The 17226-nt window shown below is 40.8% G+C and carries 19 protein-coding genes; 16 read left to right on the forward strand and 3 right to left on the reverse strand.

Features of this window, described 5'->3' with window-relative positions; translation table 11 throughout:
* Positions 1 to 51 precede the first annotated feature (51 nt).
* The 15 genes from sucD (at position 52) to hisIE (ending at position 14195) form a co-directional block, all read left to right on the forward strand.
* Positions 52 to 924 carry a succinate--CoA ligase subunit alpha gene (sucD, locus tag PP181_RS09330; protein WP_138258129.1) on the forward strand — a complete coding sequence of 291 codons (873 nt, stop codon included), beginning with the start codon at positions 52 to 54 and terminating at the stop codon, positions 922 to 924.
* Between the two features lie 278 nt (positions 925 to 1202).
* Entirely contained in the window at positions 1203 to 1952 is a 750-nt protein-coding gene (gene fabG / locus PP181_RS09335) for a 3-oxoacyl-[acyl-carrier-protein] reductase (RefSeq protein ID WP_272636874.1), read from the forward strand.
* A gap of 49 nt (positions 1953 to 2001) precedes the next feature.
* Positions 2002 to 4026: a VWA domain-containing protein gene (locus PP181_RS09340; protein WP_272636875.1), complete on the forward strand. Its 2025-nt coding sequence runs from the start codon at positions 2002 to 2004 to the stop codon at positions 4024 to 4026.
* 10 nt (positions 4027 to 4036) lie between these two features.
* Entirely contained in the window at positions 4037 to 4852 is an 816-nt protein-coding gene (locus PP181_RS09345) for a prohibitin family protein (RefSeq protein WP_154919461.1), read from the forward strand.
* A 267-nt stretch (positions 4853 to 5119) separates the two neighbouring features.
* Positions 5120 to 5977, forward strand: coding sequence for an ATP phosphoribosyltransferase (gene hisG, locus PP181_RS09350; RefSeq protein WP_272636876.1), 858 nt, complete (start codon positions 5120 to 5122; stop codon positions 5975 to 5977).
* 93 nt (positions 5978 to 6070) lie between these two features.
* The gene (hisD, locus tag PP181_RS09355) at positions 6071 to 7363 is read left to right on the forward strand and encodes a histidinol dehydrogenase (RefSeq protein WP_272636877.1); all 1293 of its coding nucleotides are present in this window, start codon (positions 6071 to 6073) and stop codon (positions 7361 to 7363) included.
* 22 nt (positions 7364 to 7385) lie between these two features.
* A complete protein-coding gene (hisC, locus tag PP181_RS09360) occupies positions 7386 to 8432 on the forward strand; it encodes a histidinol-phosphate transaminase (RefSeq protein WP_272636878.1) in 1047 nt (348 codons plus the stop codon).
* Between the two features lie 182 nt (positions 8433 to 8614).
* Positions 8615 to 9796, forward strand: a complete 1182-nt coding sequence (gene hisB, locus PP181_RS09365) for a bifunctional histidinol-phosphatase/imidazoleglycerol-phosphate dehydratase HisB (protein WP_272636879.1) — start codon at positions 8615 to 8617, stop codon at positions 9794 to 9796.
* The gene (gene hisH / locus PP181_RS09370; protein ID WP_138258137.1) at positions 9793 to 10386 is read left to right on the forward strand and encodes an imidazole glycerol phosphate synthase subunit HisH; all 594 of its coding nucleotides are present in this window, start codon (positions 9793 to 9795) and stop codon (positions 10384 to 10386) included. The genes hisB and hisH overlap by 4 nt, the downstream gene beginning before the upstream one ends.
* Positions 10383 to 11165, forward strand: coding sequence for a 1-(5-phosphoribosyl)-5-[(5-phosphoribosylamino)methylideneamino]imidazole-4-carboxamide isomerase (gene hisA, locus PP181_RS09375; protein WP_272636880.1), 783 nt, complete (start codon positions 10383 to 10385; stop codon positions 11163 to 11165). The genes hisH and hisA overlap by 4 nt, the downstream gene beginning before the upstream one ends.
* Positions 11158 to 11697: a DinB family protein gene (locus PP181_RS09380; protein WP_272636881.1), complete on the forward strand. Its 540-nt coding sequence runs from the start codon at positions 11158 to 11160 to the stop codon at positions 11695 to 11697. Before hisA ends, PP181_RS09380 begins: the two co-directional genes overlap by 8 nt.
* A gap of 13 nt (positions 11698 to 11710) precedes the next feature.
* Entirely contained in the window at positions 11711 to 12070 is a 360-nt protein-coding gene (locus PP181_RS09385; protein WP_272636882.1) for a four helix bundle protein, read from the forward strand.
* A gap of 58 nt (positions 12071 to 12128) precedes the next feature.
* Positions 12129 to 12884 (forward strand): imidazole glycerol phosphate synthase subunit HisF, encoded by a 756-nt coding sequence (gene hisF / locus PP181_RS09390; RefSeq protein WP_272636883.1) that lies wholly within the window; start codon positions 12129 to 12131, stop codon positions 12882 to 12884.
* Positions 12885 to 12890: 6 nt separating this feature from the next.
* Positions 12891 to 13586, forward strand: coding sequence for an aspartate/glutamate racemase family protein (locus PP181_RS09395; protein WP_272636884.1), 696 nt, complete (start codon positions 12891 to 12893; stop codon positions 13584 to 13586).
* 9 nt (positions 13587 to 13595) lie between these two features.
* Positions 13596 to 14195 carry a bifunctional phosphoribosyl-AMP cyclohydrolase/phosphoribosyl-ATP diphosphatase HisIE gene (gene hisIE, locus PP181_RS09400; protein ID WP_272636885.1) on the forward strand — a complete coding sequence of 200 codons (600 nt, stop codon included), beginning with the start codon at positions 13596 to 13598 and terminating at the stop codon, positions 14193 to 14195.
* A 39-nt stretch (positions 14196 to 14234) separates the two neighbouring features.
* On the opposite strand, the gene PP181_RS09405 is transcribed toward hisIE, so the two are convergent.
* Both PP181_RS09405 and PP181_RS09410 read right to left on the reverse strand, forming a co-directional pair.
* The gene (locus tag PP181_RS09405) at positions 14235 to 14954 is read right to left on the reverse strand and encodes a 3-keto-disaccharide hydrolase (RefSeq protein WP_154919439.1); all 720 of its coding nucleotides are present in this window, start codon (positions 14952 to 14954) and stop codon (positions 14235 to 14237) included.
* Between the two features lie 23 nt (positions 14955 to 14977).
* Positions 14978 to 15520, reverse strand: a complete 543-nt coding sequence (locus tag PP181_RS09410) for a pyridoxamine 5'-phosphate oxidase family protein (protein ID WP_272636886.1) — start codon at positions 15518 to 15520, stop codon at positions 14978 to 14980.
* A 495-nt stretch (positions 15521 to 16015) separates the two neighbouring features.
* Here PP181_RS09410 and PP181_RS09415 point away from each other — a divergent pair, with 495 nt between their 5' ends.
* Positions 16016 to 16621, forward strand: a complete 606-nt coding sequence (locus PP181_RS09415; RefSeq protein ID WP_272636887.1) for an MCP four helix bundle domain-containing protein — start codon at positions 16016 to 16018, stop codon at positions 16619 to 16621.
* A gap of 142 nt (positions 16622 to 16763) precedes the next feature.
* Here the strand turns inward: PP181_RS09415 and PP181_RS09420 are convergent, their stop codons facing one another.
* A complete protein-coding gene (locus PP181_RS09420) occupies positions 16764 to 17222 on the reverse strand; it encodes a GNAT family N-acetyltransferase (protein WP_272636888.1) in 459 nt (152 codons plus the stop codon).
* Positions 17223 to 17226: the final 4 nt, after the last annotated feature.

Consider the following 17226-nt stretch of genomic DNA (forward strand, 5'->3'; position numbering starts at 1 on the left):
AAGCCAACCGGTGATTAACCCTTGGCTGTGCCAATAAAAATCAACAGCAATATGAGCGTTTTAGTAAACAAGGATTCCAAAATTATTGTACAAGGATTTACAGGAAGCGAGGGCACCTTTCATGCCGAACAAATGATTGAGTATGGTACCAATATCGTTGGTGGTGTTACTCCGGGAAAAGGCGGCCAAGAGCATTTGGGAAAACCTGTTTTTAATACCGTTAGTGAAGCTGTTGAAAAAGTTGGGGCAGATACCTCTATCATTTTCGTTCCGCCCGCTTTTGCGGCGGATGCGATTATGGAAGCTGCGGATGCAGGCATTAAAGTGATTATTACCATTACCGAAGGAATTCCGGTAGCGGATATGGTGATCGCTTCCAACTATATCAAGGACAGAAATTGTAGGTTGATCGGTCCAAACTGCCCTGGAGTCATCACACCGGGAGAGGCCAAGGTGGGTATCATGCCAGGTTTCGTTTTCAAGAAAGGAAACATTGGCATTGTATCTAAATCTGGTACATTGACATACGAAGCTGCCGATCAGGTGGTACGACAAGGCTTGGGAATCACTACGGCGATCGGTATTGGTGGTGATCCTATTATTGGTACAACTACTAAAGAAGCCGTAGAACTTTTGATCAATGACCCTGAAACCGAGTGTGTAGTGATGATCGGTGAGATTGGCGGTCAATTGGAAGCTGATGCTGCAAAATGGTATAAGGAAAGCGGAAGTAAAAAACCTATCGTAGGATTTATTGCTGGGGAAACGGCTCCTGCAGGAAGGACTATGGGACATGCCGGGGCCATTGTAGGAGGTAGCGACGATACGGCACAAGCCAAAAAGAAAATCATGAGGGAGCACGGAATCCATGTGGTAGATTCTCCCGCCGAAATAGGTGCCAAGGTGAAAGAAGTAATGTCCTAGGACATACCAAAATCAATGGACACCTAGATTTAATCCGCTAAATTCTTTAATTGAAATCAATTCAGTGGTTTTATTGAGCATCGTATTTTTTTAAATCTCGATTATCGAGTAAAATCCCGTTGTTACGGGATTTTTTTTAGTCTATATACTTATATTTGATAAACGACCCTAGAAATAGTAACTACATGAAAGCCTCATTGAAGGATTTGTTATGGAAAGTCAAATACCTCAATAAAGGAAATGTTTAAGAATCAAACTATTAACCTAATTTTAAACGTGTGAAACTGTTAGAAGGAAAAAATGTAATAATTACCGGTGCCAGCCGAGGTATTGGAAAGGGAATCGCCAAAGTATTTGCGGAAAATGGGGCCAATGTGGCGTTCACCTATAGTTCTAGCGAGGCGCCCGCCTTGGAGCTGGAGAAGGAACTCAATGCCTTGGGGGTAAAGGCAAAAGCCTACAAAAGTAATGCTGCAAGCTATGCAGAAGCGGAAAACCTGGTTGCCGAAGTTTTAAAGGATTTTAACGGCGTAATCGACGTACTTATAAACAATGCGGGAATCACAAAGGATAATCTTTTAATGCGTATGTCTGAGGAAGATTTCGATTCCGTTATGGACATCAATTTGAAGTCGGTCTTCAACATGACAAAGGCCACCCAACGTACCTTCCTAAAACAACGCAAGGGCTCAATCATAAACATGAGTAGCGTGGTTGGTGTGAAAGGCAATGCCGGGCAGACCAATTATGCGGCCTCCAAAGCCGGTATGATCGGTTTTACAAAATCGGTTGCACTGGAACTCGGATCTCGAAACATTCGCTGCAATGCCATTGCACCGGGTTTCATAGAAACGGAAATGACCGAGAAACTGGATGAAAAAACGGTCCAGGGCTGGAGGGACGGTATCCCTTTAAAGCGTGGTGGCACTACGGAAGACATTGCCAATGCATGTCTTTTCTTTGCCTCTGATCTATCGGCCTACGTTACGGGACAGGTGCTCAATGTGGATGGCGGCATGCTAACATAAGCACCCTATATTTCCCGACTTCCAAAAGTCATCTCAACAAATTCAATTAATGCAAACTGAAACAGTTCTACTTGTTATTTTAGCCGCAATCGTGGCTATTTTGGTAGCACTGTTTCAGTATTTTTATAGGAAAAAGAAAAGGACCCGGTTGACCCTTTTTCTGGCCTTCTTACGCTTTTTAGGTGTATTTGGTATTTTGTTGCTCCTCATTAATCCCCAATTTGCCAAATCTACCTATACCATTGAAAATCCGGTATTGAATATCCTAGTAGATAATTCCACATCCATGCAGGAACATGGAACTGAAGTAAATACCATTCTGGAAGCCTTGAACAATTCCGAAAACCTTCAAAATAGGTTTACCATAAACAGATTCTCCTTTGGAATCGATTTGAAACCTTTGGACAGTCTTTCGTTTTCCGATATGTTTACCAACATAGGGGAACCCCTTTCCGATATAAATGAAGCCTACCGAAGAAAACAGGGTGCCATGCTACTTATTTCCGATGGGAATCAGAACGTAGGTAGGGACTACACCTATGAGAGTAGCGCAAAGAAGCCCGTGTATACCATCACGGTAGGCGATACCACGGCGTATGAAGATTTGGGTATCGGACCAATAAATACAAACACCTATGCTTTCCTGAACAATAAATTCCCGGTTGAAACCTATGTGCGATATCAGGGTAGCGGCACTATTACTACTCGGGTCCAAATAAAGGTAGGTGAGAGGACTATTTTTTCCGAAACCGTTGAACTATCGGAATCCAACAATTTAAAAAACATCAATACGCTGATAGATGCTACTACTGTAGGCCTAAAAAGGATAAACGTAAGCACGTCCCAATTGCCTTCGGAAAGAAATATTGCAAACAATAGCCGTGAAACAACGGTGGAAGTGATCGACGAAAAAACAAATGTGGGCATCGTTTCTGAAATTCTGCATCCGGATTTGGGAGCTTTAAAAAAAGCGATTGAAAGTAACGAACAACGAAAAGTGACATTCTTAAAACCAAATGCTCCAGCCGGAACTTTAGAGGAAATGGATATTTTTCTGCTGTATGAACTCAATAGAAGTTTCAATGCCATCTTTCAATTCATAAAAAACAAAAAATCCAATCATTTGATCATAACCGGGGTCAACACCGACTTTAATTTTCTCAATCAGGTTCAGGACGATTTTGAGGTTGAACTGGGCTATCCGGAACAGGAGGTGTTTGGGAGGACCAATGCCGCTTTTTCCAATTTTGATATTTCCGATTTTGATACCGACGATTTTCCCCCATTAACGAGCGATGCAGGTCCCATTACAATGAAGGTACCCCATGATGTATTACTGGATTCTGAAATCAGGGGCGTGAACATAAATTCACCCTTGCTTACTGTAATGGAACAGGAATCGTGGAAGAAGGGAATTTTAGCAGGTGCCGATATTTGGAGATGGCGTGCTCAGACTTATCGTTCCACCGGCGATTTCACGAATTTCGATAGCTTTATGGGCAAACTTGTTCGGTATTTTACGGCAAGTGCACAGCGAGACCGACTCAACCTGGAGTATTCCAATACCTTTGAGGGCAGCAATAGGGCGATCATTACCGCCACGTATTTTGACCAGGCATATATATTTGACCCAAATGCAACCCTGAATATAACCATTATAAACACTGAAAACGGGAATTCCTCCAGTAGGACCATGGCCATAAGAAGCGGATACTACGAAGCGGATTTGAGCGATTTGGAACCGGGCTCCTATGAATTTACAGTAAATGTGGAAGGGGAGGGAATCTCAAAAAACGGGAGCTTTGCAATTTCTGATTTTGATCTTGAAAAACAATTCGTTTCCAGTGACCACAAAAAAATGGACCTGCTCGCCAATAACACAAATGGCGCTTCCTATTTTCCGGACCAAATTGAAAGTCTAATTGAAGAACTCGGCACCAATAACAACTACATTCCCACACAAAAAAGCATTGAAAATATCGTATCTTTGATAGACTACAGGATACTCTTGGCCATAATCATAGTGGCGTTTAGTACGGAGTGGTTCCTAAGAAAATATAACGGACTAATTTAAACAGATAGAGATGGACAAATTACCAAAAATTGCCCTTCCGGCAATATTTATTTTTATAGTGCTAGTTATTTTAATTTCAAAATCCGCCGTGACCATAGGTTCTGGGGAGGCAGGGGTGCTTTATAAAACCTTTGGAAATGGAGTGGTAACGGATAAGCCCCCAATGGGGGAAGGATTTCATTTGGTAGCACCTTGGAACAAGGTATATATCTACGAGGTCAGACAACAGGAAGTCTTTGAAAAAATGAACGTCCTTTCCAGCAATGGTCTGGATATAAAGCTGGATGCATCGGCCTGGTTTCAACCAAAATACAATGAGTTGGGCAAGTTGCACCAAGAAAAGGGGGAAGATTATGTACAACGTGTTTTGTTACCCACGATCCGTTCCGCGGCGCGTTCCGTAGTTGGTCGCTATACACCGGAGCAATTGTATTCCAGTAAAAGGGACGCCATTCAAATGGAGATTTTTGAGGAGACCAAAAAGATTGTGGACGACGAATACATTCAGCTCAATGAAATATTGGTACGGGATGTTACCTTGCCACCGACTATCAAGGACGCCATAGAGCGTAAACTGAAACAGGAACAGGAATCCTTGGAATATGAATTCCGATTGATTACCGCCGAAAAAGAGGCTGAGCGCCAAAGAATTGAAGCCCAAGGTAAGGCCGATGCCAATAAAATACTAAGTGCATCCTTGACCGATAAGATTTTGCAGGATAAAGGTATCGATGCTACCTTAAAAATGTCAGAATCCCCAAATTCAAAAGTAGTGGTCATTGGAAGTGGAGGGGACGGATTGCCTTTGATTTTGGGAAATAACTAAAATACCTAAGCATTTCGCTTTTTGAACTAAATCTCGAATATCGAGTAAATTGTTATTTTTCGGAAATATTCTTTTCCATAAAAAAATTAAATTTTACTTTTACACAGTAATGAAGAAAAACAATACACATCATCATTTTTATACTTGCGCTCAAGCGAGGTAAAAATGTATTGTAGTATTACAGACATATTTTAAAACCCGTTTGAGAAATCAAGCGGGTTTTGTTTTTGGTTTCGATAGCATCAACAAAAAAATAAAGAAACGAGCATGACAAAAATTAGGATTGCGATTCAAAAATCGGGAAGATTGAACGAGGATTCCCTTCAAATTTTAAAGGATTGTGGCATTTCCATAGATAATGGCAAGGACCAATTGAAGGCATCCAGTAGAAACTTTCCCATGGAGGTTTTTTACTTGCGCAATGGCGACATTCCCCAATATTTGAGGGACGGAGTGGTGGATATAGCCATAATCGGGGAAAATGTTTTGATTGAAAAAGGAGAGGATATTTCGATTGCGGAAAAATTGGGCTTTTCCAAGTGTAAGGTCTCGTTGGCGGTTCCAAAATCGGTTAAATATAAATCCGTATACGATTTTGAAGGAAAACGTATCGCTACCTCATATCCCAATACAGTGAACAATTATTTAAAGGAAAAAGGGGTAAAGGCGGAATTACACATTATCAACGGGTCTGTGGAAATAGCACCGAATATTGGGCTAGCGGATGCAATATGTGACATTGTCTCCAGCGGTAGCACTTTGTTCAAGAACAATTTGAAGGAAGTGGAGGTAATGCTTACCAGTGAAGCGGTATTGGCCGTTTCGCCAAAGATATCGGAGGAGCGCACCGCTTTGTTGAAACGACTTCAATTTAGGATTCAGTCGGTTTTGCGAGCCCGAAAATCAAAATACGTGCTGTTGAACGCACCAAACGACAAATTAAAGGATATTCTAAAGTTGCTTCCGGGAATGCGCAGTCCAACGGTGCTGCCTTTGGCGGAAGAAGGATGGAGTTCCGTGCATACGGTTATCGATAAGGATACCTTTTGGGAAGTTATTGACGAATTGAAAAAGGCCGGTGCCGAAGGTATTTTGGTATGCCCGATAGAGAAAATGGTTTTGTGAAACGGCTATTGGATGTTGGCATTTTGCTCGTAGTTATAAAATATAATGAATTTCCTAAAGCTAAAAATCAGTTGCTAATTTGAGATTGAAAGTATGAACAAAATTTATAGCCCAAGTAAAGAATCTTGGGACAAGTTGCTTAAAAGACCCACCCAAACTATATCCGATATCGAGGATACGGTAAATAGGGTCTTCTCAGAAGTGAAGGATGGTGGGGATTCCGTTTTGAAGAAGTATACGGAAACCTTTGATGGGGTAGTGCTGGATAGTTTATTGGTATCTGAACAGGAAATAAAGGATGCAGCAGGTTTGGTATCCCAAAAGCTACAGCAAGCCATTCAATTGGCAAAAAGCAATATCGAGAAGTTTCATAGGGCCCAAAAGACCCAAAAGGTTTCTGTAACAACCGCTCCTGGTGTGGAATGTTGGCAGGAAAAGAGACCCATTCAAAAAGTCGGGTTATACATTCCTGGGGGAACGGCCCCTTTATTTTCCACTATTTTGATGTTGGCGGTACCGGCGAATTTGGCGGGATGTAAAGAAATTGTTTTATGTACGCCACCGGACAAGCAAGGTAATGTCAATCCTGCGATATTATATACAGCGGGATTATGTGGCGTGACAAAAATCCTGAAAGTTGGGGGTATCCAGGCGATTGCGGGAATGACCTTTGGTACGGAATCCGTTCCCAGAGTCTATAAAATTTTCGGACCCGGAAATCAATATGTAACCGTCGCAAAGCAAATTGCCACAAAGCATGGCGTGGCCATCGATATGCCCGCAGGGCCTAGTGAACTTTTGGTTTTTGCTGATGATTCAGCAAATCCCGCTTTCGTTGCATCCGATTTATTGAGTCAGGCCGAACACGGTACGGACAGTCAGGTACTATTGGTTTCAACCTCAAAAGAAATGATAAACCAAGTAGAAACAGAACTTGAAAATCAGCTCAAAGAATTACCGCGAAAGGACATCGCCAAAATGGCGATTGAAAATAGTAAATCGATTTATGTGGAAGATGGGCAAACGGCCGTAGAATTGATAAATGCGTACGGGCCGGAACATTACATTATCTGTGCTAAGGACGAAGATTATTTTATTGACAACGTGGCAAATGCCGGATCCGTATTTGTTGGAAATTATACCCCGGAAAGTGCGGGCGACTATGCATCCGGAACCAACCATACACTTCCCACCAATGGTTATGCGAAACAGTATAGTGGCGTAAATCTGGACAGTTTTATGAAAAGCATGACCTTTCAAAAAATAAGCCAGGAAGGCATTCTGAATATAGGCGAGGCCATTGAGCTTATGGCCGAGGCGGAAGGTTTGCAGGCACATAAGAATGCGGTTACCTTACGATTGAAAGAACTAAAAAATGTTATTTAGAACGAGGTCCAGAAGTATTGATATGCAAAAATTTGAACTAAATAAATTGATCAGGGAAAACGTAAAGGGCTTAAAACCTTATTCCTCGGCTCGGGACGAATATGTTTCGGATGGTTCGGAAATGATTTTCTTGGACGCCAATGAAAATCCGTTTCAAAATGGCGTCAATCGCTATCCGGATCCACAGCAGCGGAGTTTGAAGTCGGTACTGGCCGCGCAAAAGGGAATCTCAGAAGCCAATATTTTATTGGGTAATGGCAGTGATGAAGTGCTCGATTTGCTTTTCCGGGCCTTTTGTGAACCAAAAGTGGATAATATTATTACACTGCCGCCAACGTATGGCATGTACAAGGTTTTGGCTGATATCAATGTAGTGGAAAATAGGGAGGTACTATTGTTGGAGAATTTCCAACCGGATATGCACACGATTTTAAATACGATGGATACCCAAACCAAAATGATTTTCATCTGTTCGCCCAATAACCCCACAGGGAATAGTTTCGCGGCGGAAAGCATTGAATTTTTGTTGCAGTCCTTTCAGGGTCTGGTGGTCATCGACGAGGCCTATATTGATTTTTCATTGGAGGATAGTTGGGTATCCAAATTATCGGACTATCCCAATTTGATTGTAACACAGACCTTGTCAAAGGCCTACGGCATGGCCGGTATCCGTTTGGGAATATGTATGGCATCCGAAGAAATAATATCGGTATTGAACAAAATAAAACCGCCTTATAATGTCAATGAACTGACCCAACAAAGGGCATTGCAAAGGGTAATGAATCTGGAGGAAATTAACCAAGAAGTCGAGAATATCCTTAAAGAAAGAAAGGCATTGGAACAAACGTTGAAAACCATTCAATTTGTTGAACAAGTTTATTCTACCGATGCCAATTTTATTCTGGCCAAAGTGGATAATGCATCGCTAAGATATGACCAATTGCTAAAAAAAGGCATCGTCATTCGCAATAGAACAACGCAACCGCTCTGTGAAAACACCTTGAGATTTACTGTTGGGACGCATAAGGAAAATGAATTTTTGATAAAGGCCTTAAAAGAATTACCATGAAACCCTCATCGAAGGATTTGTTATGGCAATCCAGTCCCACTACAAATGTAAATGCTTAAAAATAAAACTGTTGAACTAATTTTAAACCTGTGAAACCCTCGTCGAGGGCTTTACTATCATAAGTTAAAAACCTCTATTAAAGGAAATGTTTAAAATCAATCTGTTAACCTAATTTTAAACGAATGAAATCGGAAAAAGCTAAAAATAGTTTCCCCATTGGGGGCGGAGGGGGCCGCAAAGTCCTATTTATCGATAGAGACGGTACCCTTATTAAGGAAACGGTAGACGAGCAGATAGATTCCTTTGAAAAAATGATTTTCTATCCAAAGGCCTTTACTTTTCTGGGTAAAATCGCCAAGGAACTGGATTATGAACTGGTCATGATTACCAATCAGGATGGCTTGGGAACCGATTCCTTCCCGGAAGAAACCTTTTGGCCCGTTCATAATTTCATTCTTAAATCCTTTGAAAATGAAGGCGTGGTTTTCAATAAAGTATTTCTGGACCGCACCTTTCCCCATGAAAACGCCAATACTAGAAAACCGGGCACCGGACTCCTTACTAAATATTTCTCTGACGAATACGACCTTAAAAATTCCTTTGTTATTGGCGACCGATTAACAGATATGGAACTCGCTAAGAATTTGGGAGCCAAAGGCATCTACATCAATGACGAAACAAATCTGGGCACTTCCGAAATTACGGTGAAAAGAGAAGAGCTGGATGCATTTATTGCATTTGAAAGCAACGATTGGCAAAAAATCTATGAGTTCTTAAAACTGAAGGAAAGAACGGCTTCTACACATCGTAAAACCAACGAAACGGACATCCTCATCGAATTAAATTTGGATGGGACGGGAAAAAGCGACATCCATACCGGATTGGCCTTTTTTGACCATATGTTGGACCAATTGGCGCGACATGGGCAGATGGACCTAAAGATTAAAGTCGACGGCGATTTGGAAGTGGACGAGCACCATACGATAGAAGACACAGGAATTGCCTTAGGAGAAGTATTTTATGCAGCTTTGGGAACTAAATTGGGCATTGAACGTTACGGATTTTGCCTGCCCATGGACGATTGCTTGGCACAGGTCGCTATCGACTTTGGCGGAAGAAACTGGTTGGTCTGGGATGCCGATTTCAAACGGGAAAAAATTGGGGACATGCCCACCGAAATGTTCCATCATTTTTTTAAATCATTTTCGGATGGTGCCAAGGCAAACCTAAATATCAAGGCAGAAGGAACCAATGAGCACCACAAGATAGAGGCTATTTTCAAGGCCTTTGCAAAGAGTATAAAAATGGCGGTAAAGCGGGACGCTGAAAAAATGTTCCTACCATCTACGAAAGGTGTGTTATGAAAATTGTTATTATAAATTATGGTGCGGGAAACATCCAAAGTATCAAATTTGCGATAAAACGTTTAGGGTATGATGCTGTATTAAGCAATGCTGTAGACGAAATACGAAATGCGGAAAAAATAATATTTCCTGGTGTTGGAGAAGCCAGTAGCGCTATGAAAAAACTAAGGGAAAGTGGATTGGATAAATTGATTCCCACCCTTAAACAACCAGTTTTGGGTATCTGCTTGGGAATGCAGTTGATGTGTAACGGTTCGGAAGAAGGTAATACCAAAGGACTGGGCATCTTTGATGTCGATGTTGTAAAGTTTGGCCCGCACACACCTGAAAGGAGCTTAAAAATTCCACAAATTGGCTGGAACAAGATATATGATTTGAAGGGTGACTTATTTCAAGGTCTTACTGAAGATTATGTGTATCTAGTTCATAGTTTTTACGCATCCTTATGTGGGGATACTATTGCGATTACGGATTACGGTCTACCCTATAGTGCGGCCCTTCAAAAAGATAATTTTTATGGGACCCAATTCCATCCTGAAAAATCGGGGGAATATGGCTCGGCAATATTGGAGAATTTTTTATGGGTATGATAAAGGTAACTACGGATGGTATTTCCCCATTGGGGGATAGGGGGCTTCGAATCATACCGGCCATCGACATAATAGAAGGGAAGTGTGTACGGCTCTCCAAAGGGGATTATGATACCAAGAAAATATATAGCGAAAATCCTTTGGAAGTCGCCAAGGAGTTTGAGGCCCATGGTATAAAATACCTTCACCTAGTGGATTTGGACGGGGCAAAATCCAAGCATATCGTTAACCATAAGGTACTGGAACAGATTGCATCCAAAACAAGCTTGAAAATAGATTTTGGCGGTGGATTAAAAACCGATGAGGATTTGAAAATTGCCTTTGAAAGTGGTGCCAATCAAATTACAGGTGGAAGCATAGCGGTAAAAAATAGGGAAGTATTTCTTGGTTGGCTGAATGCACATGGGGCAGAAAGGATAATTCTTGGGGCCGATGCGATGGAAGAAAAAGTGGCCGTTTCCGGATGGCAGGAAGAATCGACCGAAGACCTGATTCCTTTTATTCAGGAATATCAGAAAGAAGGGATTTCCTATGTTATTTGTACCGATATATCAAAAGACGGAATGTTACAAGGCCCCTCGTTTCAACTGTATGAAAAAATAGTAAAGGAAACATCGGGGAAATCTCTAAAACTAATTGCTTCGGGGGGGATTTCCTGTTTTGAAGAATTTCCCCGGTTGGCGCAAATTGGTTGTGAGGGAGTCATTATCGGCAAGGCCATATATGAAAATAGGATTACCTTGAAACAATTGGAAACTTATATTATGAACCATGGATAAAGAAGCACGATTCATAGAGGAGCTGGTCAAGAATGCCCTCTATCGAATGGATGAAAGTACCCGGATGATTAAAACAAGTATGGAATCCATCAACGATGCGGAGGTCTGGCAAAAACCGAACGACTCCTTGAATAGCATTGGAAATTTAATTCTCCATATTTGTGGTAACATGACCCAATATATTATTTCTTCCCTGGGCGAGGTGGACGATATACGCAATAGGGATGCCGAATTTCAAACCAAAGGGGGGCTCACTAAAGTGGAATTGCTTAAAAAACTGGGCAGTACGGTGGATGATGCCAAGAGGGTCATTTTTGATGCCAAACCAGAGCAATTGGTCAAAATTCGTTCCGTTCAAGGGTTTTCCTTTTCAGGAGTAGGGGTCATAATGCATGCGGTGGAGCATTTATCTTACCACACGGGTCAAATCGCTTTTTGGGTAAAGCTTTTGAGGAACAAGGATTTAGGTTTTTATGATGGTCTAGATTTAACAGTTTTGAATGACGAATTCAGAATGAAGAATAAAAGCTGAATAATAAAAATTAATGAAGGATTTAAAAATTAGAACTCAAAATTTTTCCTTTGAATGTTGGGAACTTTGTAAGCTAATTCCTAAATCAAGGGAATTTGATGCTTGGGTAAGACAATTGATTCGTAGTTCCAGCTCAGTTGGTGCAAATTATGGAGCTGCTTGTAGAGCAAAATCCGATAAAGATTTTATTAATAAACTGAAGATTGTGGAAGAAGAATTGGATGAAAGTATGTTTTGGCTTGAAATGTTTCAAAAAACTGAAATTAATGAAAAAAATAATTTGAATGTTCTTTTAAAGGAAGCCAACGAACTACTTGCCATAACGGTTAGTTCAATCATGGCCGTTCGAAAACGATTAAATCAAATTTCTTAACCATGAATATGAGAAAATTAATATTCTAAATTTTAAATCCGTAATTCTAAATTAAAAAGTGTTAGCAAAAAGAATCATACCCTGTTTAGATATAAAGGACGGCAGAACAGTAAAGGGCGTCAATTTTGTAGACTTAAGGGATGCCGGTGATCCGGTGGAACTTGCAGAAATCTATAGCAAGGAAGGCGCGGATGAACTGGTCTTCCTGGATATTTCGGCAACAGAACAAAAAAGAAAGACCTTGGCGGATTTGGTGTATCACGTAGCTGAAAAGGTAAACATACCCTTTACCGTTGGAGGTGGTATTTCCTCAGTAGAGGATGTGGATATTTTACTGCAAAACGGTGCGGACAAGGTTTCCATAAACTCCTCGGCGGTGAAGAATCCGAAATTAATCAATGATTTGGTAGCTAAATTTGGATCTCAATGTATTGTGGTGGCCATCGATGCCAAACAAATTGATGGAGAATGGATTGTGCATTTGGTGGGAGGCAAGGTACCTACGGAACGGAAACTATTTGAATGGGCCCAAGAGGTTGAAGTACGGGGTGCCGGTGAGATATTGTTTACCTCCATGGACCACGATGGTACAAAGGACGGTTTTGCAAACCGAGCCTTGGCCAAATTGTCCGACGAACTTACTATTCCAATTATAGCATCAGGCGGGGCAGGAAATATTCAGCACTTTACGGACACCTTTAAGGAAGGTAAAGCAGATGCCGCCCTGGCCGCCAGTGTGTTCCATTTTAAGGAAATTAAAATAAGGGATTTAAAAAAGGAACTTCAAAAAGAAGGCGTTACCGTTAGGATATAGAGATAGATGAAAAAAATCGGACTTATTGGAGGTATAACGTGGCAGTCCACCCAACTGTATTATCAGTACCTAAACGAGATAGTGAATTCAAAATTGGGAGGTTCCCATTCGTGTAAATTGGTGATGGAGTCGGTAGACTTCCATGAAATCTCCAAAAAGCAAAGTGCCGGGGATTGGGAATCCTTGAACAAGGAATTTGCCAATATTGGCAGAAGGTTGGAGCAAACCGGAGCAGAAATGATTCTCATCGGTGCGAATACCATGCACCTATGTGCGGATAGTATAAAGAAGGTAACCAACATACCCTTACTCCATATTGCCGAAGCTACTGGGCAAGCCGTTGTTTCAAAAGGAATTGATACGGTGCTTTTGTTGGGAACCAAATATACCATGGGACTTCATTTTTATAAAGATATCCTCAAAACGCAGTTTGGAATAACAACTATGATACCCAAAGAGTCAGACCAAGAATTGGTCCATAACATTATCTATACAGAGCTTTCCAAAGGAATTATTTCGCCTGAATCCAGGGAAGTTTACCTCAGGATTATCGATGCTGGAGTAAAAGCAGGGGCAAAAGGAGTTATTTTAGGTTGTACCGAAATACCTTTGTTGATCCAACAGGAACATTGCAATATTCCTACCTTTGACACTACATTAATTCATTCAAATGCGGCCGTGAATTTTGCCTTGGCCGAATAACGACTTACGATGGAAGTAGATTTTACAAAAAATACAGACGGACTTGTTCCAGCCATTATACAGGATGCACGAACAAAAAATGTGCTCATGTTGGGCTATATGAACGAAAAGGCTCTGGAGAAAACCCAAGAAAGTGGGAAGGTTACTTTTTATAGCCGAACAAAGGAGCGCTTGTGGACCAAAGGCGAGGAAAGTGGTAACTTTTTAAAGGTGGTTGCCATAAAAACTGATTGCGATAACGATACGCTGTTGATTTCCGTACATCCTGTAGGGCCAACCTGTCATACAGGAAGTGATACCTGTTGGAACGAAGAAAACAATTCCAATTTTGGATTCTTTTCAGAATTGGAAAATACAATTGCCCAACGGAGAAAAGCCGCTAAAGGCGACACTTCTTATGTTGCATCCCTTTTTGAAAAAGGCATCAACAAAATTGCCCAAAAAGTAGGGGAGGAGGCCGTGGAAACGGTCATAGAAGCCATGGACAACAAAGATGATTTGTTTCTGTATGAAAGTGCCGACCTACTTTTTCATCATTTGATCCTATTACAGGCCAAGGGGTTCAGTCTAAAGGATATCGAAGCCGAGTTAATGAAACGGAAAAAGTAAGGAGTACCGTTTTTTTATATGCAATTGATTCAATAAATACTATTCGATTTCCCTAGCTCTGATGTTTTTGAAGTAAACACGTTGGCCGTGATGCTGAAACATGATGTGACCTTCCTGGTGGGAGTGAAAATCAGGATTTTCCTTAAACTTGCTTTCGTTCAACAATTTTTTCATTTCGGGACTGTTCATCTCAAATTCTATGACTTTGTTCCCGTTTAACCAGTGCTCAACGTGTCCGTTATTGTGAACAAGTCTTGCTCTGTTAAAATCGCCGATTGGTTTTAGTTCCTTGGCAACAGGTTTAATCAAATCGTACAAGGAACCAGCAGATCGTACGGCAAGCGTATCGTAAAAATTTTCATCGTCCAGGATTTGCAGTTCATAGTTGTCCAACCAGTTTGGACTATTGCCATTTCCAGCTTCCATGGACAGATCTTCCTGCATGTGAAAGAAAACCCCTGAATTTGCGGCGGTATCAACGGCCCATTCATACTCCAGTTCAAAATTCCTAAAACGCTGCTTGGTAACGAGGTCCCTATTTGTGGTATCAGGATTGGCAATCAAGGCACCGTTTTCCACATACCAAATACCTTCTGGAAAGTCTTCAATACCATAACCCCTAAGGGCATCGGTAGAATTTCCATCAAAAATAATGACCCAATCATTATTCGTGGATGCCTCAAGTTTTGGTTTTGGCTTTTCCTCACCGCAAGCACCAAGAAGTAAAACGGTTAAACAACTACCAAGAATTTTTTTCATGACTTTCTTTATTTTCTAATCAGTTAATTTAAAATATTGGTTTCAAAACCATCAATACTCCGTGTGTTTTTATGCTTCCAATACTCCTTAATTTTTTCCTCTCCCTGATTTTCGGCCCAATCGTTCAGGGTATTTCGTTCTTCTTTATAATCCATGAAAGGTACAGCAAAACCGCAGGAAACCTGAACAAGGTCTACATCCATTTCTATAATCTGTCTGGCACCGGCATTTTTTGGAAAAAGTTCGATGTATACTTGAAACGCTTCATCTCTTTTGTGGTAAATCTTCGCATTTCCATATAACCTTAAAATCTTTGGTTTCCCATCAAAGGCACAAAACATAAGGGTCATCCTGGCGTTTTTTAATAAATGGGCCGCCGTTTCGTTTCCGCTGCCCGTAAGATTTAACCAAATCACCTTGTTTTCAGTAATGACTTTTAGACTATCGGTTCCTTTTGGGGAAACATTGACCCTCCCTTCACAAGCTGCAGTTCCAACAAAGAATATATGTTGGTTTTCTATGAATGTCCTTTGTTCCACATCAATACTGGCAAACTTCTTACCCATAACAATCCATTTTTAACTTTAATATTACCTTATTAAGTCCAACATAGTATTTTAAATCCGTCTTTTAGGTTGTAGCCTTTTCGCGGAATTCAATAGTTTAACGACTTACCAATCTAAATTTCATAAGAATTTAGTCCCTAGATTTGAGAACCAGTTTTCCATCGGCTAAGGTCAATAAAAAGTAAACCTTGGACCAGAAATATATTCCAATTCCCATGTTTTTCCAACGGTTCCTCGGTAGGGGCATTTTTAATACTGGCACAAGCGAATATAAAAATTCCTAAAATAAACATTCAAAATAGAGGTCTTCTGGTTATTATTGGCACTTCTCCTTTTATTTGATAAACATAGGTTCAAATTATCAAATTTTATCTGGATGGAAGAATACCATTCCACCAATAGGGATTAACAGTTACAAAATTCCTTAGAATTCAAGGTATATGAAATTGTATAAGGTTTTCGTATTTTTAATGGGTTTCTAAAAACAATCAGAACATGACGATACTGAACAAGATAAAATGGGTATTAGGAATCTTAATGATTTTTGTATTGATTCTTGCAACGAATCTAATCGATAGAAACAATTTTCTAAGGGTAAAGGATTCTGTCATTACTATATATGAAGACCGACTCGTTGTCAACGATATCATATTTGAGTTTTCCCAATACGTTCATGAAAAGGAAATCGCCATGATAGAAAAGGATTCCACCTTTTATGGGGGGCGAAATTTGGAGATCGATGACAAGATGCAAACTTTGGTCCGACGATATTCCGAAACAAAACTGACCAAGGAGGAGGAAAGAATTTTCAACGATTTCAGGGAAAATTTGGAGGAATTGGAGTCGCAAGAAGTGGCTTACGTTCAAAATGATATGGCAGAGGGCTCAGCTTTAGGGAGCAAAATCGATCGAGTAAAGGAAAACCTTCACGATCTTTCCAAAATCCAATTAAGTGAAGGGGGTAGACAAATGAACATTAGCAAGAAAGCCGTGGACTCCGTTGATCTGTTCACACGACTAGAAATTTATGTGTTGATTTTCCTTGCTATTATAGTACAGGTCATCATACTCTACGACCCAAAAAAATCTTCGGAAGATTAAGATCCGGATTAAACCACCTCGGGGCAAGCGCACTAGGAATTCTTCCAAAAGGAAGTTTTAATTTGTAAGTCTGCCCGACTAGCGTTAAGGCGTACAAGTCTCGGGATATCAATCCCCTTGGTATATCAAATAAATTTTACTTTTAAAATCCGATTTTCTTTTTGAAACAAACGCTGTTTTCAATGCCCTCATAGGGAGGATAGTTTGCGGTGACTTCATACCCACTCTTTTTATACAGACTGATGGCCTCCGGTTGCCGGAGCCCGGTTTCCAAAACGCACTGTGTATTTCCCAATTCCAATGCCCACGCCTCCAAAGCTTCCAATACTTTTGAAGCAATGCCCTTGGATCTATGTTCAGGTAGCACGTACATACGTTTGATTTCTACACTATGGTCAGAGAACTTCTTAAAAGCACCACAACCTAGGGCAACACCATCCTTGAAATAAACAATGCAGTGCTGTAATTGGGTTATGCCGTTAAATTGGGAATAGAAAAGGGTGTCCTCACCATCGCGATTGGCAAGATCTGCATCCAATAATTGCACCAGTTTTTGAAAGGCCTGATTGCCGGAATCCGTTTGTAATAGTTCTTCTTTCATTCTA

This window comes from Maribacter sp. PR66 (assembly GCF_028464205.1).
In the GTDB taxonomy this organism is placed as follows: Bacteria; Bacteroidota; Bacteroidia; order Flavobacteriales; family Flavobacteriaceae; genus Maribacter; species Maribacter flavus.